Consider the following 19,829-nt stretch of genomic DNA (forward strand, 5'->3'; position numbering starts at 1 on the left):
ACCAGATGAAAGCGGCACCGTCAGGCCGCAGAAATTCACTCGACGAAAACCCGCACGCTCGAGGCGCGGCCGTCGGCATCGATCACTGTAAGCGTGGAAAATCCCTGGCCTTCCGGCCGCCATTCGCTGTTGCGGCGGTGGGACGCGTTCGGCAAGGGCAAACCATTGGCAAGCCAGCGGAAAGGTGCGCGCCCGCCCTGCAGCTTCAGTACCAGCGGCGAGATGCCCGACTGGCCGGAAAGCTCCACGCGCGCGCCTTCCGGCGGATAAACGATGCGCGGGGCGCTTTCACGTCTTGAAGCAGAAAGCAGGCCGCTGGCCGTCGTGGTGAAACGCCGCTGGTTGGCGGGGAGGTCATTGACCGCGACCCGCGCGACGCCGGAAGGCGCGGCAGGCATCGGCGTGATCGCCACGCCGGATTTTTCGAAAGCCTCGAACAGGATCGGGGCGGCCGTCGCATAACCGGCAATGCCCGGCACCGCGCCATTGTCGGCCCGACCGACCCAAACGCCGACCACATGCCGCCCGTCATACCCCACCGACCAGGCATCGCGATAGCCATAGCTGGTGCCGGTCTTGTAGGCGATGCCGCGCTGTTTCATGCCGAGCGGCGGCAGCACGCCGGAGAGGATGTCGGAGACATTCCAGATCGCGGCATCGGAGAACAAACGGTCGCCCTCCAGCCGTTCCGGGTCCGAGCGGACGCCGTCTCCAAGCCGCACGGGATCGCCGCCGGCCAGCCCCGCATAGAGCTGCACCAGATCGACCAGCGAAATACCCGCGCCGCCAAGGGCTATGGCAAGCCCGGGCGCTTCATTGGCGGGAAGCACGAGTTTGACGCCCACCCGCCGGAACCGCACCATCAGCGCCGAGGGGCTGACGGCATCGAGCAGCTTGACGGCAGGCACGTTGAGCGACAGTTGCAGCGCCTGCCGGATGCTGACATCGCCCTGATAATGCATGTCGAAATTGCGCGGTCTATAACCGGAAAAGTCGGCCGGGCGATCCTCGATGATGGTTTCCTGCCCAACAAGACCGTCTTCGAAGGCAAGGCCGTAGATAAACGGCTTGAGGGTGGAGCCCGGCGAGCGAACGGCCCGGCTCATCTCCACGAAACCGCGTCTTGCCGTATCGAGATAATCCGCCGAGCCCACTTCCGCCAGAATATCGCCGCTCTGCGCATCGGCCATGACGATGGCGACGGAGACCCTGTCGCCGAGCTTTTCCGCCGCATGGCGGGCGACACCCTCCAGCTCCCGCTGGATCTGCAGCTTCAGCGTGGAGCGCACCTCGGCAGTATTCGGGAATTTCACCCTTGCGGCGACGGCCATATGCGGCGCATAGGCCGGCAGGTCCTGCCGGTTGGCGGGCACATTCGCAAGCGCCGACCGTTCCGCCTCCCCCTCACCCACCACGCGTTCGACGGCAAGCCGTTGCAGCACCCGCTCCCGCGCCTGCTTCGCCGCCTCCGGAAAACGATCCGGACGTCGCTTTTCCGGCAATTGCGGCAGCGCCACCAAAAGGGCTGCTTCCGCCGTATCGAGCCGGCCCGGTTCCTTGCCGAACCAGGCGAGGCTTGCGGCGCGAATGCCTTCAAGATTGCCGCCATAAGGCGCGATATTCAGATAGAGATCGAGGATCTCCGCTTTGCTCAGCCGTCTCTCGATCTGAAGCGCGCGCGCGGCCTGCAGGAATTTCGCCGAAAACGACCGGTCGGCGCGCGGCTCGATCAACCGCGCCACCTGCATGGAAAGCGTCGATGCGCCGGAAACGATCCGGCCGTTGCTGGCCAATTGCCAGGCGGAGCGCAAAAGCGCCCAAGGATCGACCCCGTGATGCTCATAGAAACGCTGGTCTTCATAGGCCACCAGCATGCGCAGGAATTGTGGGTCGACTTCGGCGGCCGAGGTTTTCAGCCGCCAACGGCCATCGGGTGTCGCGAAAGCGCGCAAAAGCCTGCCGTCACGATCCAGAACCTCGAAGGATCGTTGCTGCGCAGCGTCCAGCGGCGGCGGATAGGCCTTGTCCAGCGCATCAAGACCAAAGGCCGCGCCGCCCATAAGCAGCGCGGCCGTCATGATGCCGACAATGATCGCCTTCTTCCGCCTCATGGGTTTGCCGAGCGCACCTCCATGCGGCCGGTTGCCGTGCGGGCAGCAAATTGCGGCCGGTACATATCCTCAACCGAAGCTGCCGGATGATCGTAGGTGCCAGGGGTAACGGCGCGGACCACATAGGCAAGCGCAATTTCCGAACTGTCGCCGGCGGAGCGGTCGAAGGCCGCCACGAAACGGTCGTAGCGGAATTCCGTATGCGCCGCTTCCGTTTCCGGCAGCCAGTCGAAATTCGAAAGCGCTGCCGAATTGACGAGGCTCGGATTGTCGATTTCGAAACCGGAGGGCAACAGGTCTGTTACCAGAATACGCGACTGCCAGTTATTTTGCGGCACCACATTCAGCACCACGACATAACGCTCGTTCTGGATCACCTCGCTCGGGTTCACCTCCTCACCATCCATGGAATAATAGGTGCGGGTAATGGTGAAGCCTTCGCCGCCCGCCGCAAGCGGCTGCGCCGGCGGCGCCACCGTGGTGACGACGGCCGTGACCGGATCGGCCGAGGCATTGGCGATCTTCAAGGGTGCGGCCAGCAATTCATCGCCGCTCATCCGTTTGCCGAAACCGCCGGTCTGCAGATCGCCGTTCACATCGAGACGGATATCCTTGTCCTCGCCTTTGACGGCGCGGGCGGCAAGCAGCATCCATGCCTGTTCCTGGGTGCTGGTATAGGGCTTCTTTTCCCATTCCTTGGCCACCGCACCGGCAAGCTGCGGCACGACGGCCGGAACCGGCCGGCTTTCCGCCGCAAGCGCCAGCGTCGCCGCGCCGTCACGCAGGGCGGAGCCGTAATCCGCGCGCGAGAAGCTGACATTGGTGGTGCGGCTTGCCATGTCGAGCGAAGCGCCGAACACGGCCTTCGAACGGGCCTGATCGCCATAAAGCGAGAGGGCGGCGGCAACCTGCGCCTTGGCGAGCGGTGTCGGGAAATCGGCAAGCGCCGTATCCGCGTAATAACGCAGATCGTTGATCGCCGCCTTGCGGTTGCGCGCCAGCACATAAAGCGAATAGGCGATCTCGTTGCCGCGATCCTTGACATTGCTGTCATAGGAAAGACCGTTTTGCAGGTTGTTCAGCGCCTGCACCATGGCCTGTTCGGGCACATCGTAATTCTGCTCACGCGCCCTTGTCAGGAAGTCGCTGATATAGGCATCGAGCCACAGATCGCCATAACCCGGCGACCAGAGGCCGAAGCTGCCGGAACTGGACTGGAAGGACAGCACCCGGTAGATCGCCTCCTGCACGCGCTTGCGGGTGTCGGGGTCTTCTGCAAGGCCGCTATCCTTCGTCAGTTCCGAAACGTAAAGCAGCGGCAAAGCGCGGCTCGTCGTCTGTTCGGCGCAGCCGTAAGGATATTTGTCCAGCATCATCACCAGCGCCGGAATATCGAAGGCGGGCGAACGCGTGACATTGACGGCGACGGAAGAGCCGAGAAGCATGCTGTCTGCCAGAAGATCGCCGTTGATCGTCAGGCTGCTGTTCGGAGCGATCTTGATTTCGCGCCGCGTCGTCACCGGCAGAACGGCCGGACGCACCGGAACGTTCAGAACCTGCTCCAGTGAAAGACCGGCGGCATTGGAAACCTTGATGGTGATCGCGCCATTGCCGGGCTGTTCGCCCGTCAGCGGCACCGTCAGCGAAGACTTGCCGCCTTTCTGAAGCGCGAGAGTTTGCGACATCTCGCCCTGATCGACGGTCAGCGCCGTATTGCTGGTCACATCCAGCCGATAGTCGCCGGCCTCGCCATCCGTATTGGCGATATCGAGCCGCAATTGCGAGACATCGCCGGGTGCGAGGAATTTCGGCGCGCTGGCCGTGACTACCACGGGATCGCGAATGATGGCGTCGGAGACGGCGTGTCCCACGCCTGTCTTCGTCCAGGCCACCGCCATGATGCGGGCAGTACCGTTGAACTGCGGAATATCGAAGCTGACCGTCGCCTTGCCGTCTGCGTCGAGTTCGACCGGACCGGCAAAGAAGGCCACGAGCTTTTCCGTGGGCGGGCTGCCCTGAAGGGCTGCCTGCCCGCCGTCGCCGCCGGTGCGCAGCCGGCCGGTGGCGCCGAGCGAACCGGCGATCAGGCGGCCATAGAGGTCGCGGATTTCCAGCCCCAGCCGGCGCTGGCCGAAATACCATTCATCCGGCTTCGGCGGCTCATAGCGGGTAAGGTTCAATATGCCGACATCGACGGCCGCAACGATGGCATAGGCCTTTTCGCCAACGCCGGCACCGGCAACGGTGATCGGAATTTCAAGCGGCTGGCGCGGCAGCGTCTTCTGCGGCGCGCCGAGCGTGACGGCAAGTTTGCGCTCGGCCGGATCGACGGCGAGCCATTTGATGCCGATGGCGCGCATCGGCATACGGCTTTCCTGCGCATCGCCGGGGCGGAACAGCGTGGCCGTCACATAAGCGCCCGCACCCCATTCCTCGGTGACGGGAATGTCGATCTCGCCGCCATCCTCGCCGATCTCGGCATTCTGAACGGCAATCAGCTTTTCCGAACCGGAAGTCACCATCAACTCACCGGCAAAACGCGACGAAACCTTGAGTTTGGCCGTATCGCCGATCTTGTAGCTCTGTTTGTCGAGAGCGATTTCCAGCGCATCCGGCGTTTCCGTCGAGCTTGCCTCGACATAAAAACCGGCATCGAACTCAACGCTGGAGACAGGCGCGCCATTGCCGGCGCCCTCCACTTCCAGCCGGTAACGGCCCCAGGTGACGGGCACGGAAATCTCACCGCCATTGGCATCGACAGACAAGCTGCCGGCTTCCTGCTGCTTGGTATATTCCACCGGCTCGTAACGCCAGGAATTGCCCTGTCGGTACCACTGATAGTTCCGCTCGACCTTGATGAGCTTCCAGGTCAGGCCATTCATCGCCTGTTTGGCACCGTCAGCATTGACGCCGATGATGTGGAAACGACCCACGGAATTCTGGGCGAGATCGCCGGAAAATTGCGGTTTGATACCGATGACCGGCGCTTCAGCCTTGATGGGCAGCGTCAGGGAGCGCTCCACGGCACGGCCGCCGGCCTCCTGCATGCGCACGGTGATGTTGGCGGAAAGAAGCTGCGTTGTGGATGGCAGGTCGGTCAGATCGACATTGAAGCTCGCCTTGCCCTCTTCGTCCAGAACCGGCAGATCGGCAAGCGTGGTGCGGTTTTCCTCTTCGCTCTCCTCATCGGCCAGACCGAAGAAATAACCTTCGAAATCGGCGCTGGTGCGCGTCGGCTTGATCGCGACCTCGCCTTCCAGCGTCAGGCCGGCAGCGGGCGCGCCATAGAGATAACGGCCATCGACGTCGATTGCCGTTTCCGCGCCGGGGTCGATCTGCTTTGCCTTGCTGGAAAGATCGAACTCGGTGCGGTCAGGCACGAAATCATCGACGAGGAAGCTCTTTTCGCTGATCGCAGGCGTTTTCGGATCGGTATGGATGCGCAATGTCCAGGTGCCGCGCATCGCATTTGCCTGCAACGGCAGATCGACCGCATGGCCGCCCAGCGCCTTGCCGTCGCTGACGAAGCGCCGGTCCTCGACACCGTCAGGGCGCGAGAAGATGAAAGTGAGCGGAAGATCCTCGATTGCCTTGCCGTCGACATCGCGGGCAAGCGCTGCGGCATGCACAGTCTCGCCGGCGCGGTAGATGCCGCGTTCCGTCCAGCTGAACACGTCGATGGCACCGGGGGCTGCACGTCCCGTCACGCCGCGATCCGAAAGATCGAAGCCGGCGCGGGTCATGTCGAGGAAAACGTAGTCCTTGTCGCCGTTGCGCGCGGTCAGGATCGCAGGCGCCTGCGCCGCCGTGCCGCGCATCAGGCCGGCCGAGAACACCGCGCGGCCGTCCGCATCGGTCTTCGCGGTGCCCAGCACCTCATTATTCTTGGCGAGCAGCTGCAAATCCACATCTGCAAGCGGCTTGGCACTGCCAAGTGCACGGACAAAGACATTCAGGCCATCGGTTCCGGCATAGGTGGTGATACCGGTATCCGACACCAGGAACCATTGCGTGGCGCGCGAATCCCATGTTTCCGGCGCGGTGCCCGGCGGCACGGCGGTCAGCACATAGATGCCGGGCTTGCGCTCCGGCAGGGCCTCATCCACCGGGAAGCTCGTCACCACATCCTTGTTGAGATCGGGCTGGATATCGATCGAGCCCTGCCAGACAAGCTCGCCAATTTCGTTTTCGATACGGTCGGCATTGTAGCCGTCCATCTGCGTCAGAAACTGCGAGTTTGAAAGAAGCGAGGTGATGTTGCGGTCGCCGACGCGATAGAGCTTCAGGTCGGCCTTGTCGGCATTGACAGAGACAATTGGAATGCCGCGGCGCGCCGTGCCCGGCAGCACGAAATTCTCGCCGGTGAAGCGCACGCTGGCGGCGCGGTCACGCACATAGATATCGAGATCGACCTGCTTTTCCAGAGGCTCTTCCACCGAAGACGGCAGGCCGGCGCGAAACGCGATCTTGTAACGCTGGCCATGGGTCAGGCCTTCCACGCAAATCTCGCTGCCCTTCGCCTCGATGGCCTTGGGCGCTGCCCCATCCAGCGTGATGAACGAGGAATAGTCTACGCCGTTCTTTACCAGCGGCTCGGAAAACTGCACGCAGGCGCGCGGGCTGACGCTATCCGTATCCACGGTATTGTTGATGACGCGGAAACCCTGACGCGTGCGCAGATCGGCATAGGCCGCCCTGGTCTGTGCATTGTCGGTAAGCGCGAGGCTTTCCTTATAGGCATTGAGTGCCGCGCGATAATTCTGGGTTCGCTCAAAGGCCTTCGCCAGCCGGTTCAGGGCCTCGGTGCGGGCGCTGACCGTGCGGCTCAGCTGGTAAGCGTTGATGGCGGCGGAAGCGGCCTGTCCCGCTATCGAATAATTATCGGTGACCTGCGCGGCCTTTTCCGACAATTCCGCCCAGAGCGCACCATCGTCAGGTGTGATCGCAAGGGCCTGTTTATAGGTCGTGACCGCATCGGGAATATTGCCTGCGGCTGCCTGCTGCCGCGCCGTCTCCACGAGGGCTTCCAGACCCTGTTCGCCCTCACCGTCATTTGCCGCAAGGCCGGATTTCAGCCGGCGCGCTTCCTGCTGCAGGCTGTCGGTCACGAAGGACAGGCGCTGCGGCGCACCGATATCGGCTTCCGCGGCCACTTCCACGATCTTGCCGGCAACCGCGCCGGGGAAGGCGTTCAGCTGATTGAAATCCGATTTGAGGAAGCACCATTTCACCTTGGGATTGTAGGTAAAGGCCTTGCAGGCGGTATCGCCGACGCAAATCTCGCCGCATTGCTCCAGCGAGACATTCTGCTCCGTCCTGAGATCGAAGCCGAAATAATCGCCATTTTGGGTCGTAACGACCTTGCGGGAGGGTTCCGCCGCCATGGCTGGCGGAAAAAACAGGGCGGTTGAGACCGCAACCAGCGAAATCCGGACGAGCGCGCGCAACGACATCAGTTTTCTCCCCGCAACAGACATGTCGGGCGGGACTCTGGTCAAATCCACGCATGGTTGTCAACGCATCTTCGTCAATTGGCGACACGCAATGTGTAAAGACGGGCAAGCGCGAAGGTCAGTCTTCTATTTTTCGCGCTTCCGAAATCAGCATGATCGGCACGCCATCGCGGATCGGATAAGCAAGCCTGGCGCTCTCGGAGATGAGTTCATTGCGGGCGCGGTCATAGGCAAGGCGCCCTTTCGTCAAAGGGCAGACCAGCAGCTCCAGCAGCTTGGGATCGACATTGCTCATCCTGTCGTCCATGGCGGCGATCCTATTGCAGCACGTTGCCGCCCTCGCCCGATCCCTGGGCAAGAACGATCTCGGTGATGGCGATCAATGTTTCGGCCCGCGTCTTCAGGTCCGGCGCTTCCAGAAGCGCCTGTTTTTCCGCCGGTCCGAAGGGAGACATCATGGAAAGCGAATTGACGAGAACGCGATTGCCCGCCCTTTCCACGCTTTCCCAATCGGCTTCCAGCTGGTTGGCATCCAGAAACGAGCGGAATACCCGGAGCAGGTTTTCGCGGTCCACCGCATCCTCGTCATACTCGCCGGAAAGATCGGCGATGAAGGGCGCATGCCGGAAGCTGCGATAGGGTTTGCCCGCCTCCACCTCTTCCAGCAGGCGGAAGCGGCACACGCCGGTGAGCGAGATGATATAACGGCCATCGCCGGTTTCGGAAAAGGACGTGATGCGGCCGAGGCAGCCGACGGCGCTTAGCGGACCGCCCTCAAGCCCCGCCTCGATGACATGCAGGGCGGGCTGCACCATGCCGATGATGCGGTGGCCGGCCAATGCCCAGTCGATCATGGCGAGATATCGAGGCTCGAAAATATTGAGTGGAAGATGGCCTTCCGGTAGAAGCAGCGCGCCCGGCAATGGAAAGACCGGCACGGTTTCCGGCAGATCGTCGTTCTTCACATATCTCGCATTTCCGACATGCATGGGAATCAAGCCCCCTGTTCACTGGTGCCCGGCCGGCGGATCAACCGCCGCGGCCGGGATATGCCCGCATTACGAAAACAGTATCGCCGAAAGCTTCCTGCGGCCGGCAACGGTTGCCGGGTCCTTGAAGCCCCAGGCCTCGAAAAACTCCAGAAGCTGGCGGCGCGCGCCGTCATCGTCGAAGGTCCGGTCCTTGCGCATGACGTAAAGCAGATGGTCCGCGGCCTCGTCGCGCCGGCCTTGAGCATTCAGCACCTTGGCAAGCTTCACCCGCGCCTCGTGACGATCGGGATCGAGCGCCAGCTCGCGCTCCAGCGCGACCGGGTCGCCGATCTTGCGGGCTTCCTCATATTGCGCGATCTTTTTCGAAACGAGTTGAATGCCCGCATCTTCGTTGAGTTCCGCAGGCAGCGAAGAGAGCAGTTCGCTTGCCCGCTCATATTGGCCGGCGGCGATCATGCATTCGGCGATACCGGCAATCGCGGCCGGATTTTCCGGATCGGCCTGCATGACGGCGCCGAAAAGCTGCGCCGCGCCGTTGAAATCGCCATCCGCCAGAAGCTGCTTCGCCTCCGTCAGAACAGCCTCGATCTCGGCCTTGGGATCGCCCGCATCAGGCCCGGCGATCTTCTCGATGAACTGCTTGATCTGGCTTTCCGGCACGGCACCCATGAAGCCATCCACCGGCCGGCCGTCGGCAAAGGCGACGATTGCCGGAATGGACTGGATACCGAGCTGGCCGGGAATCGACGGGTGGTCGTCAATGTTCAGCTTCACAAGCTTCACGCGGCCATTCGCCTCGTTGATGACCTTCTCGAGCACCGGCGTCAGCTGCTTGCACGGGCCGCACCAGGGCGCCCAGAAATCCACCAGAACCGGCTGGCGACGCGATTCCTCAAGAACGTCCCTGGAGAAACCCGCCGTCGTGGTGTCCTTGATGTGGCCGGAGGCCGCGCCGTTCAGTTCGCCATTATGATGGGCGCTTGCGGTCATCTGCCCGCTATAGGAACCGCCGTAAGGATTATTTTCGCCGCTCATGCCGGTCTCCCGTAACCTCTGTCATATGTCTTATTTGAAGCAAAGATCGTATCTCACTCGCTGACTTTCAAGACAAGCGGCGCATGTCCGGTTGCCTCGAGAAAGCGAATGAGATCCGTGGACGCGATCGTTGTCGTCTGGTCGTTGGAAAGCGGATGGCCATTGACCAGCTCATTTTCCAGAAGCCCGCTGTCGAGCACGAAGGTGACCTGCCTGTCGGTGTCGTTGATGGCTCCGAACACCGTTACCGAGCCCGGCACGACGCCCAGATATTCAAGCATCTTTTCCGGTCTGCCAAAGGACACGCGGCTTGCCGCACCGATGGTCTTGTGAACGCTTTTCAGATCGACGACCGCATTTTCCTCAACGGTCAGAACGAAATACTGATCCTTCTTGTCCTTTACAAAGAGGTTCTTTGTATGGCCGCCGGGAATGAGGTCGCGCAGCGACTGGGATTCGGCGACGGTAAACACCGGTTCGTGCTGCTTCGTGGTGTGGGAAATGCCGAGTCCGTCGAGAAACTCGAACAGCTCCGATGCCGTCTTCCGGGAATTTTCCGCCATATCCTGCCGCCTGCCTCTACCGATTCCACTATGCTTGTTTCCTGATTAAGCGGGCAACCGACGCTTGGCAACGCAGGAAAAAACAGCGGCATGAAAAATTCTCAATCATTTCCGCCGCTTGTCGCATTTCTCAAAGAAATTTTCGCGTTTTTGTCATTTCCCTGTTGCATTCCAAAATCGATTGAGCGATATAGCGCCCGTCGCCGCTTGGTGGCCCACGGTTCAGCGAACTACCCCGGACCGGTGGATTTGAGCGGGTGTAGCTCAGGGGTAGAGCACAACCTTGCCAAGGTTGGGGTCGAGGGTTCAAATCCCTTCGCCCGCTCCAAATTTTCCTAAAGATAGAATATTTATCGAAGCATTCCTGTGCGCGCGCGTCGCATCGTTCCGTGTCGTGCGGCTTGAAACTCGGCCTGCCCAGCCCCCTGTCGGTAAAGCGTGACGGAAATTATTCCGCAAGCGGAACTTATGCGGAAGATGTCCGTTTCAGACCCGAGGCTCCTAACCTCAGTTCCCCTCTGATTGCCCGCCATGAGCGGGCATTTTTTTGCCGGTGCCCCTGGAACAGCTTATGTGCACAGCACGTTCTCCTGCGTTGTTCAACGCGGGGAAGAGCCATGTCCGCACATCCTGGAAGAATTCTCTTGATTGCCGCATTCGCCACCTTGTCAATATCAGGCACATCCTTTGCCGCAGATATGACAGTTTATCGTGAGGAACGGGTTTTGCCGCACAGAACACATCCTCAACCGCAGCGCATCGAAAATACCTATTCCAATCCCGCAGAAATGCGCTGCACCGAAAATATCGTGTCCTATCGCTCCCCTTACGAGCGGCAGACGGAACAGGTCACGCTCTGCCATCCTCCACTAAACTGGCGAACAGGGCCATCAACAGCAACAATATGGTCGCCTTGATCTTGCCATAATTCATTCAATGTGCTTTTGTGCAGCCGCCCTTGTGGGAGGGGGTAGAGGTCGAGACCCGCTGGCTGCATTTTGGCAGTAAGCGGGTTTCCCTTTTTTTGGGCATGACTTACCGGCAGGCACCATCGGATCCATCGTTTCTCCGGCTCGGAAAATCAATGAAACATGGGCGCAGAATCGTGCGGTTTGGATTTTTCGTATGAAGGAAAGTGGTAGCGGGAGAGGGACTTGAACCCCCGACACGCGGATTATGATTCCGCTGCTCTAACCACCTGAGCTACCCCGCCACAGGGGAAACGTGACAGTCATGTGACCGGCCGTTCCATCAGGATGAGCGGCTTATAAGGTGCCGCTCCCCAAAGTGTCAAGCGCAAGATGCGCAAAAAATTCGCTTTCCGCATCGCTGCAAAAAGCGAGTGGTTTCAGGCGGCAACCGGCTTTTCCAGAAGCGCCTTTAGCGACGCCTCGGCTTCGGCCGAGCGTTCCGACCGTTCGATGAAACCGCCGCCGTAAACGCGGGCATCCGCACCCGGCGCGGAATAAAGCACGCAGGCCTGACCGGGAGCGACACCGGCCTCCCCGGTCATCAGGTCCACATAAATACCGTTTTCATCCGCATGCAGCACCGCTTCCGTCGGCGGGCGGGTGGAGCGCACCTTGGCGAAACAGGCAAAGCCCTGCCCGGCATCGCTCGCCAACTCGCCGTCGCCCAGCCAGTTCATGTCACGCAGATAGACCCGGCGGGTTTCCAGCGCCTCGCGCGGGCCAACGATGACCCGGCGGCCGCGTGCATCGAGATGCACGACATAAAGCGGCTCCCCCGTCGCGACACCAATGCCGCGGCGCTGGCCGATCGTGTAATGCACGATGCCATCGTGGCGGCCGAGCACGCGCCCGTCGAGATGGACGATATCGCCCGCCAATGCCGCATTCGGCTTCAGCTTGTTGATGATATCGGTATATTTGCCCTGCGGCACGAAACAGATGTCCTGGCTGTCAGCCTTCTTGGCGACGACCAGCCCCATATCTTCCGCCAGAGCGCGCGTCTCGGCCTTGGAGAGGCCGCCGAGCGGAAAGCGCAGATAATCGATCTGTTCCTGCGTCGTGGCGAACAGGAACCAGCTCTGGTCACGGTCGCTGTCGATCGGCCGATAAAGCGCACGCCGCCCCAACTGACCGGAAACGGGATTGGGACGCGAGCGGATGTAGTGGCCGGTCGCCAGCGCATCGGCGCCGAGTTCCTGCGCCGTGGCGAGCAGATCGGCGAACTTTACCGTCTGGTTGCAGGCCACGCAGGGGATCGGCGTTTCACCCATCGCATAGGCTTCGGCAAAGGGGTTGATGACGGTTTCGCGGAACCGCGCTTCGTAATCCAGCACATAGTGGGGAATGCCGAGCGTTTCGCAGACCCGGCGCGCATCGTCGATATCCTGCCCCGCGCAACAGGAGCCCGCGCGGTGCACGGCAGCACCGTGGTCATAGAGCTGGAGGGTAATGCCGAGGACATCATAACCCTCGCGCTTGAGGATACCGGCCACCACCGAAGAATCGACGCCACCGGACATGGCGACAACGATCCGGGTATCTTCCGGCCTCTTGTCAAAATCGAGCGTATTCACGTTTTTTCCCATCGTCAGTCATAACGGGGGTAAAGGCCCCGCCGCCTGTCGGTCATCCGCTGCGAGAAACCTGGCCATCAATGGGGCCGTCCTGTCTCGCTATCCTGCGGATTTAAGGGCTGCATATAGAAAGGAATGGCCGCGCACGCAAGTACGGGGCGGAAAACCGCCCCGCAAAGCCGCCAGATTCAGGCTGGGACCGGCCGTCAGGCGCCGGCCGTCTTCTGGCCGCTGCTGCCGAACCACTTGTCACGCTCCCGCCACAGGGCTGGCAGAGCCAGCAATCCGATAGCCGTGAAGGCGATCAGCGTCTTGTTGAGTTGCGACAGTTCCGCCGTGCGGCCATCCAGATAATAGACGCCATAAACGATCGCCACGTGCCAGACATAGACCTGCAGCGAATGGCGGCCGAGCAATTGCAGGAACTTCAGCGACAGCACCCAGATGACGCCCTCGGCGATGGAGCGCACGAGCGGACGGTGGTGTTTCGGACCTGCGATCACCAGCCAGGTCAGGCCGACGCCGACGGCGAGGAAGTTGATGAGATAGACCGGGCCGAAATCGGCGCGGATTTCCATCGTGGAAAATTTGCCCATCATGAATTCCGGCATCAGGCCCCAGGCGGTGGCGATGCGCAGCGGCATGAAGAACAGGCAGATGACGAGTGCCGCCTTCGGCAGCCACGTATGCTCAGGCGAGAAGATCGCCTTCCACGGAATGCGATTCTGCGCCGTCATCGCGCCCATCACCAGCGCCGAATAGAATACGAGCTGCCAGCCGAGCAGGTTGAAGCTGACGCGAATGCCCTGCTCGTCCGCACCCTTCACGAGTTCGTTGAGGGGGGTCGTCACGATCTGCTGGAGGCCAAGCTGGCCGGCCATCCAGACCAGCAGGGAGCCGGCCATGACATAGGCCCACTTGCCGTCGAGGCAGAGCTTCACCAGCACCGGCGCAAAGATCATGTAGACGATATATTGCGGCAGAATATCCATGAAGGTCGGCTGGAACAGGAATGTCGCAATCGCCGCCAGTCGCAGCGGATCGTCGAATGACGTCATGCCAAGCCAGTTGTACCAGATATAGGGTGCGTGCGGGATGACCATGCGGAAGAACAGCACGGCGATGACGAGACCCATCGCGTAACGATAAAGTTCCAGCGCGCGGTTCCAGATCATCTGCTTGCCGGCGTCATAGCCGTATTTCATCATCTTGCGCGCATAGACCATGCCGATCAGCAGGCCGGACAGGAACACGAAGCCCTGGGCGTCCTCGACAAAGGCAAACTGCCGGTGATTGATTTCCACCAGCCAGAAGCCGCCGGCAAACACCAGATGGTTGATCAGCATGAAGACGAGGAAGTAACCACGCATCCCGTCGATCAGGTCAAAGCGTTTCATCTCGATAGCTCTCCGTTCTCGCAGGGCCTGCATTGCCCGGCCACCCAGCCCGGCTTGGGAGGGGCCGGGGATTGGATTGTCAACGCTGTTTTGCGCCTGAGGTTCCCTTTCCAAAGCGGTTTAGAACCGGCACGAAAAGTCACATTGACGTGTATGCGTTCTGGTTAGGATGCAGGGACTGAATGCCGGATGAATAAAAAAAGGCAATTCCGTGAAGCGGATGAGCCATGCGCGGGCAACATGCCGCGAGAGGCAGGGCTCAAAGCCTTGCATGGCAGGGCGAAGCGGAATTCACCGCCGATGAGCGGGGGAGATATCACCCATTAGATTTATCAGTCGTTTTTTAGCCGCGCCTTGCCGCCTCTTTCGCCAAGCGAGCGTCGGCGCAACCATGCTTTCCGGGAGCGAGACGAGCAAAGGCCCGGCGGTCACCAAACCGCCGGGCCTTTATCCGTTAAACACGCTTCGATTCGTCAGGCAGCAGCCTGAATGGCGGCCACCTGCCAGTTGTCGTTTCCGGGGCGGCGAACGAAGGTCCACATTTCCACCGCTTCAGAAGGCTGGTGCTCGTCACCTTCGATCACCTTGCCGGAGGTACGGTCGCGCATCACGTCGATGGCGGAGTAACGCATCGCCACCGTTGCATAATCCTGGCCCTCTTCGTGCCATGCTTCGGCGACGTCGCCCTGTAGCAGCGTCACATCGCGGACGTCGTTTTTTACGCCGCTCGTGGCGTTGTCGCTCAGTTCTTCTGCGAGGTAAGACATGGCTTCCGGCGTCGTCAGCTTGCGCAATGTGCCATAATCCTCGGCGGCATAGGCGGCCTGCACGTCTTCCAGCATTTTCTGGAAAGTTTCGAGATCGCCCTGGGTAATGCCGATTTCATCGCCTTCCGACATGGCGTTGGCATGAGGCGCAGGCTTTGCCGTTGCGGCAGCGGCGGCCACACCGCCCGCAGTGCCGGCCAGCGCGCCGATCTTCGGAATCTTGAACGAGGAAGCGGCAGAACCCGCCTGCGAAGCGCCATTATAGGAAGAACCGGAATGATCCGTGCGCTGAGACCCGCCGGCCGAGCCATAAGCGGGTTGGCCCTGACGACGCGAGGCGAAGAAACGCATGGCGAGCATGACCAGAAGACCGATCAACGCCACCTGCAACAGCATGCCGATGAAACCGGCCATGCCGCCAAAACCGCCACCCAGCAGCATGCCGAACAGACCGCCCATCAAGAGGCCGCCCATCAAACCACCCATCATGCCGCCGAACAGGCCGCGGCTCTGCTGCGGTGCCTGCGCGCCCGGACGGGCCGGCTGAGCAGCGTTCGGCGCTCCCTGATTGGTGTTGGGCGTCATGCTGCGGTTAATCGGCGCGGTCTGGCCAGGTGCAGTGCTGGTCGAAGGCGGAGCGGAATAGGTCCGCGTGCCGCGGCTGCCGAAACCGCCGCTGGCGCGACGCGCTTCTGCCATATCAACCGCCACAAAAGACACCGCGATACCAAGCGCGGCGACTGCGAACAAACCCTTGAAGCGCCGAAAGGCAGCAAACATCGTTATCTCCTGTTGGCCGCCCTCCCATGAGCGGCATGTCAGCAGGCGATATAGCAACTCATGATCATCATTTTTAGAGCACTTGGCTTAAATTTTTTGTGATATGCAACCAATGCGATAGTCGCCCGTATTTTGCGACGAAACAGACACTGGAAAAACGAAAAACCCGGCACAGGGTCTCCCCTGCGCCGGGCCTTATTGTCCCCTTGGGAGGAACGATAAGATCAGTCGACGTTGAAGGTCAGCGGCTTCACCTGGCGGATCGCCGGGTTGGCGCGCAGCTTGTCGAGCACGGCTTCGGAAACCGGGCCGTCGACATAAAGCAGCGCGATGGCGTCGCCGCCTTCCTTTTCACGGCCGAGCTGGAAGTTGGCGATGTTGACGCCAGCCTCGCCGAGCGTGGTGCCCATGAAGCCGATCATGCCGGGAACGTCGGTGTTGGTGATGTAGATCATGTGCGATCCGACATCCGCATCCATGTTGATGTTCTTGATCTGGATGAAGCGCGGCTTGCCATCCGAGAACACCGTGCCGGCAACCGAGCGGATCTGGTTTTCCGTCTTGACCGTCAGCTTGATGTAGCCGTCGTAAACGCCGGTCTTGTCGCGCTTGACCTCGGAGAGGATGATGCCCTTTTCCTTGATCATGACCGGGGCCGAAACCATGTTCACATCCGCAACCTGGCTGCGGATAAGGCCGGCCAGCAATGCACTGGTCAATGCCTTGGTGTTCATGCTGGCGGTTGCGCCGTCATAAAGGATTTCGATTTCCTTGGTGGCGCTTTCCTGCACCTGACCGACGAAGGAGCCGAGAACATCCGCCAGACGGATGAAGGGCTGCAGGCGCGGCGCTTCCTCAGCCGTGATCGACGGCATGTTGATGGCGTTGGAAACCGCACCCTTGACCAGATAATCCGACATCTGCTCGGCAACCTGAAGCGCGACGTTTTCCTGCGCTTCCGTGGTCGAAGCGCCAAGATGCGGCGTGCAGACGACGTTCGGCAGGCCGAAAAGCGGGCTCTCGGTGGCGGGCTCGACTTCGAACACGTCGAAACCGGCGCCGGCGACATGGCCGGACTTGATGGCTTCGGCAAGGGCCGCTTCATCCACCAGACCGCCACGGGCGCAGTTGACGATACGAACGCCCTTCTTGGTCTTGGCAAGGTTTTCGGCATTGAGGATGCCGCGCGTCTTGTCGGTCATCGGCACGTGCAGGGTGATGAAGTCGGCCTGCGCCAGAAGCTCGTCCAGCTCGACCTTGGTGACGCCCATTTCCTGCGCGCGCTCCGGCGAGAGGAAGGGGTCGTAGGCCAGAACATGCATCTTCAAGCCCAGGGCTCGCGAGCAGACGATGCCGCCGATATTGCCGGCACCGATGACGCCGAGCGTCTTGCCGGTGATTTCGACACCCATGAATTTCGATTTTTCCCACTTGCCGGCCTGCGTGGAGCTGTCAGCGGCCGGAAGCTGGCGCGCGACGGCGAACATCAGCGCAATCGCATGTTCGGCTGTGGTGATGGAGTTGCCGAAGGGCGTGTTCATGACGATGATGCCGCGGCGCGAGGCGGCCGGGATATCGACATTGTCCACACCGATGCCGGCGCGGCCGATGACCTTGAGGTTGGTCGCCGCCTCGATCAGCTTTTCCGTTGCCTTGGTGGCGGAGCGGATGGCGAGACCATCGTAGTTACCGATGATTTCGGCAAGCTTATCCTTGTCCTTGCCGAGCTTCGGCTGGAAATCGACTTCGACGCCACGATCGCGGAAGATCTGGACGGCGGTTTCCGACAGTTCGTCGGATACGAGTACGCGAGGTGCCATGGTTCACGGGCTCCTTGAAAGCGGTGCAGTTTTGAAAGCGGGGAATATGCGGCCCCGCATCAGCGCAGGGCCGGTATCAAAATCAGGCGGCAGCCTTGGAAAGTGCTGCCTTCTGCGTCTGGTAGGCCCAGGCAAGCCAGGGCATGACGGCTTCCATATCCGCCGTCTCGATGGTCGCGCCGGCCCAGATGCGCAGGCCGGACGGGGCGTCGCGGTAAGCGCCGATATCGAGGGCGACATTTTCCTTTTCGAGCAGGGAGACAACGCCCTTGGCGAAATCAGCCTGTGCGGCGGCATCCAGCGCCTGCACCTCGGGATCGACGATCTTCAGGCAGACGGAGGTGTTGGAGCGGGTTTCCGGCTTGACGGCCAGGTTGGCGATCCAGTCGTTCTTTTCGATGAAGTCGTAAATGACCTTGGCATTGGCATCGGCACGGCCGATCAGCGCCTTGAGGCCACCGAGATTCTTCGCCCACAGCAGCGCGTCGATGTAATCTTCAACGCAGAGCATGGACGGCGTGTTGATGGTTTCGCCGGTGAAGATGCCTTCGATCAGCTTGCCGCCGGAAACCATGCGGAAGATTTTCGGCAGAGGCCAAGCCGGCGCGTAGCTCAAGAGACGCTCGACAGCGCGTGGCGAAAGGATGATGACGCCATGGCCGCCCTCACCGCCCAGAACCTTCTGCCAGGAGAAGGTGACGACGTCGAGTTTCGTAAAATCCATGTCCTGTGCGAAGGCCGCCGAAGTGGCGTCGCAGATGGTCAGACCCTTGCGGTCAGCCGGGATGAAATCGGCATTGGGAACGCGAACGCCAGAGGTGGTGCCGTTCCAGGTGAAAACCACGTCGCGATCGAAATCGACTTCGGCAAGGTTCGGCAGCAGGCCGTAATCGGCCTCGAATTTGCGGACGTCCTTCAGCTTCAGCTGCTTGACGACGTCAGTGACCCAGCCGGCGCCGAAGCTTTCCCAGGCGAGCATATCGACGCCGCGTTCACCGAGCAGCGACCAGAGCGCCATTTCAACGGCGCCGGTGTCGGATGCGGGAACGATACCGATGCGATAATCGGCAGGAACGTTCAGGACTTCACGGGTGAGATCGATGGCCTGCTTCAGCTTGGCTTTGCCAACCTTGGCGCGATGCGAGCGACCGAGCGGCGCATCGGAGAGAGCATCTAGCGACCAACCGGGGCGCTTCGAGCAGGGACCAGAGGAAAAATGCGTATTGCCCGGACGGACGTCCGGCTTCACGATATCTGTCATTTGACTACCCTTCCAGATAGGCGCTCCACGTTAGGGTGGAGTGTCCTGACGCCGTTGCTATTCCTCTCGCCGATCCCAGTCAAGCGGAATATGTCGCTACGCAGAAGAATTTTGGCCCATATGCGTCATGCCCCGTGTCAGATGCCGATAAAACAAAACCGCCCGCACCCGGAGGATGCGGACGGTCTGAAACTACCAGCTGGGCGTGACGTTTATTTATAAACGGCGGGCTGCAGCGGAATATCGGCGGGCGGCATGTATTGCGCGGTATCGCAGCCGTTGAAGACATAACGGCCGCCGACGCGCACTTCATGCGAATAAAGGCCCTTGTCACGACCCGGACCGCCGCCATTCTCATAAGCGAACATATCGCCCTTGTTGATATGGCGGAAACGATAGCCGATATCGGCCTTCAGGTTACAGGTAACGTCGATGGATGCGCCGGCCATCAGAGCGTAGGCGAAACGCCACTTGCCCTTGCCGCCATGTTCCGTGGTCGGGTCGCAGCCTAGGCCATTGACGCTGCAGGATGTGTTGCGCAGCTTGTCCCACTTGACGTAGGAACCGCCGATACCGCCACCGACATAAGGCGTGACACGGCCATAGGTGCCCAGATCGACATAGGCATTCGCCATCAGAGTATAGGCGCGAACCGAGCTAAGGTCCTCCGAGACGCAGCGACCGGGAACGGAACCGCAGAAACCGCTCGTGGAGCCACGAAAATCCGACTTACCCATATAGTCGAAGGTCACGTCACTGCGGAAATAGTTGTTGAACTGATAACCGACACCGGCGCCGATGACATAGCTGTCCTTGATCGTCGCGGTATCAAAATCCGCGAGGTAGCCGCCGGGGCCGCCCTGATAATAATGGGCGCCGCGCAGCTTGTTGAAGGAATAACCGACATCGCCGCGCAGATACCAGCCGCTTGCCTGGGTGATCTCGACTTCGGGGGCCTCGACATAGGCCGGTGCGGGCTCGGCTTGATAAAGATCGGCAGCGATGGCGCTGGTACCGGTCAGCAGGACGGCCAGAAATCCGGCCAGGACGTTTTTCATGACTTCCACTCCAGAAGAGGCACGTGCGGTTTCGGCAGCAGATGCCA

13 protein-coding genes and 2 tRNA genes are annotated in these 19,829 nt (G+C 60.9%); 2 read left to right on the top strand and 13 right to left on the bottom strand.

Annotated features, from left to right (window positions below):
- Positions 1–35: 35 nt before the first annotated feature.
- From pbpC to ACIK7D_RS15805, 6 genes are all read right to left on the bottom strand, one after another.
- Positions 36–2,111 (bottom strand): penicillin-binding protein 1C, encoded by a 2,076-nt coding sequence (gene pbpC, locus ACIK7D_RS15780; RefSeq protein ID WP_400156763.1) that lies wholly within the window; start codon positions 2,109–2,111, stop codon positions 36–38.
- Positions 2,108–7,564 carry an MG2 domain-containing protein gene (locus ACIK7D_RS15785; protein WP_400156764.1) on the bottom strand — a complete coding sequence of 1,819 codons (5,457 nt, stop codon included), beginning with the start codon at positions 7,562–7,564 and terminating at the stop codon, positions 2,108–2,110. The genes pbpC and ACIK7D_RS15785 overlap by 4 nt, the downstream gene beginning before the upstream one ends.
- A 118-nt stretch (positions 7,565–7,682) precedes the next feature.
- Positions 7,683–7,871, bottom strand: coding sequence for a Trm112 family protein (locus ACIK7D_RS15790; RefSeq protein WP_003523265.1), 189 nt, complete (start codon positions 7,869–7,871; stop codon positions 7,683–7,685).
- Positions 7,872–7,881: 10 nt separating this feature from the next.
- Positions 7,882–8,553 (bottom strand): LON peptidase substrate-binding domain-containing protein, encoded by a 672-nt coding sequence (locus tag ACIK7D_RS15795; RefSeq protein ID WP_003523264.1) that lies wholly within the window; start codon positions 8,551–8,553, stop codon positions 7,882–7,884.
- A gap of 69 nt (positions 8,554–8,622) precedes the next feature.
- Positions 8,623–9,591: a thioredoxin gene (gene trxA / locus ACIK7D_RS15800; RefSeq protein WP_035261692.1), complete on the bottom strand. Its 969-nt coding sequence runs from the start codon at positions 9,589–9,591 to the stop codon at positions 8,623–8,625.
- A 53-nt stretch (positions 9,592–9,644) separates the two neighbouring features.
- Positions 9,645–10,154, bottom strand: a complete 510-nt coding sequence (locus ACIK7D_RS15805) for a prolyl-tRNA synthetase associated domain-containing protein (RefSeq protein ID WP_400156765.1) — start codon at positions 10,152–10,154, stop codon at positions 9,645–9,647.
- A 253-nt stretch (positions 10,155–10,407) separates the two neighbouring features.
- Here ACIK7D_RS15805 and ACIK7D_RS15810 point away from each other — a divergent pair.
- Positions 10,408–10,482: transfer RNA gene (locus tag ACIK7D_RS15810), tRNA-Gly, on the top strand.
- 289 nt (positions 10,483–10,771) lie between these two features.
- Positions 10,772–11,071, top strand: a complete 300-nt coding sequence (locus ACIK7D_RS15815; protein WP_400156766.1) for a hypothetical protein — start codon at positions 10,772–10,774, stop codon at positions 11,069–11,071.
- 219 nt (positions 11,072–11,290) lie between these two features.
- On the opposite strand, the gene ACIK7D_RS15820 is transcribed toward ACIK7D_RS15815, so the two are convergent.
- The 7 genes from ACIK7D_RS15820 to ACIK7D_RS15850 all read right to left on the bottom strand — a co-directional run bounded on the left by ACIK7D_RS15820 (position 11,291) and on the right by ACIK7D_RS15850 (position 19,782).
- A tRNA-Met gene (locus ACIK7D_RS15820) sits at positions 11,291–11,367 on the bottom strand.
- A 135-nt stretch (positions 11,368–11,502) separates the two neighbouring features.
- Positions 11,503–12,699: a tRNA 2-thiouridine(34) synthase MnmA gene (gene mnmA, locus ACIK7D_RS15825; protein ID WP_400156767.1), complete on the bottom strand. Its 1,197-nt coding sequence runs from the start codon at positions 12,697–12,699 to the stop codon at positions 11,503–11,505.
- A 206-nt stretch (positions 12,700–12,905) separates the two neighbouring features.
- Positions 12,906–14,096 carry an OpgC family protein gene (locus tag ACIK7D_RS15830; protein WP_080854269.1) on the bottom strand — a complete coding sequence of 397 codons (1,191 nt, stop codon included), beginning with the start codon at positions 14,094–14,096 and terminating at the stop codon, positions 12,906–12,908.
- 473 nt (positions 14,097–14,569) lie between these two features.
- Entirely contained in the window at positions 14,570–15,643 is a 1,074-nt protein-coding gene (locus ACIK7D_RS15835; RefSeq protein WP_400156768.1) for a Tim44 domain-containing protein, read from the bottom strand.
- A gap of 224 nt (positions 15,644–15,867) precedes the next feature.
- Positions 15,868–17,463 carry a phosphoglycerate dehydrogenase gene (gene serA / locus ACIK7D_RS15840; RefSeq protein ID WP_400156769.1) on the bottom strand — a complete coding sequence of 532 codons (1,596 nt, stop codon included), beginning with the start codon at positions 17,461–17,463 and terminating at the stop codon, positions 15,868–15,870.
- Between the two features lie 82 nt (positions 17,464–17,545).
- Complete coding sequence (locus tag ACIK7D_RS15845) at positions 17,546–18,724, bottom strand: phosphoserine transaminase (protein ID WP_127755577.1); 1,179 nt, start codon at positions 18,722–18,724, stop codon at positions 17,546–17,548.
- 212 nt (positions 18,725–18,936) lie between these two features.
- Entirely contained in the window at positions 18,937–19,782 is an 846-nt protein-coding gene (locus tag ACIK7D_RS15850; RefSeq protein WP_020810670.1) for an outer membrane protein, read from the bottom strand.
- Between the last annotated feature and the right edge of the window lie 47 nt (positions 19,783–19,829).

Origin of the sequence: Agrobacterium sp. P15N1-A (genome assembly GCF_044626815.1) — a bacterium.
GTDB classification, from domain to species: domain Bacteria; phylum Pseudomonadota; class Alphaproteobacteria; order Rhizobiales; family Rhizobiaceae; genus Agrobacterium; species Agrobacterium leguminum.

What these genes read in the sequence shown, in the direction of transcription:
- pbpC (WP_400156763.1), bottom strand. Translation starts at nt 2,111, where the DNA reads ATGAGGCGGAAGAAGGCGATCATTGTCGGCATCATGACGGCCGCGCTG.
- ACIK7D_RS15785 (WP_400156764.1), bottom strand. Translation starts at nt 7,564, where the DNA reads ATGTCGTTGCGCGCGCTCGTCCGGATTTCGCTGGTTGCGGTCTCAACC.
- ACIK7D_RS15790 (WP_003523265.1), bottom strand. Translation starts at nt 7,871, where the DNA reads ATGGACGACAGGATGAGCAATGTCGATCCCAAGCTGCTGGAGCTGCTG.
- ACIK7D_RS15795 (WP_003523264.1), bottom strand. Translation starts at nt 8,553, where the DNA reads ATGCATGTCGGAAATGCGAGATATGTGAAGAACGACGATCTGCCGGAA.
- trxA (WP_035261692.1), bottom strand. Translation starts at nt 9,591, where the DNA reads ATGAGCGGCGAAAATAATCCTTACGGCGGTTCCTATAGCGGGCAGATG.
- ACIK7D_RS15805 (WP_400156765.1), bottom strand. Translation starts at nt 10,154, where the DNA reads ATGGCGGAAAATTCCCGGAAGACGGCATCGGAGCTGTTCGAGTTTCTC.
- ACIK7D_RS15815 (WP_400156766.1), top strand. Translation starts at nt 10,772, where the DNA reads ATGTCCGCACATCCTGGAAGAATTCTCTTGATTGCCGCATTCGCCACC.
- ACIK7D_RS15830 (WP_080854269.1), bottom strand. Translation starts at nt 14,096, where the DNA reads ATGAAACGCTTTGACCTGATCGACGGGATGCGTGGTTACTTCCTCGTC.
- ACIK7D_RS15835 (WP_400156768.1), bottom strand. Translation starts at nt 15,643, where the DNA reads ATGTTTGCTGCCTTTCGGCGCTTCAAGGGTTTGTTCGCAGTCGCCGCG.
- serA (WP_400156769.1), bottom strand. Translation starts at nt 17,463, where the DNA reads ATGGCACCTCGCGTACTCGTATCCGACGAACTGTCGGAAACCGCCGTC.
- ACIK7D_RS15845 (WP_127755577.1), bottom strand. Translation starts at nt 18,724, where the DNA reads ATGACAGATATCGTGAAGCCGGACGTCCGTCCGGGCAATACGCATTTT.
- ACIK7D_RS15850 (WP_020810670.1), bottom strand. Translation starts at nt 19,782, where the DNA reads ATGAAAAACGTCCTGGCCGGATTTCTGGCCGTCCTGCTGACCGGTACC.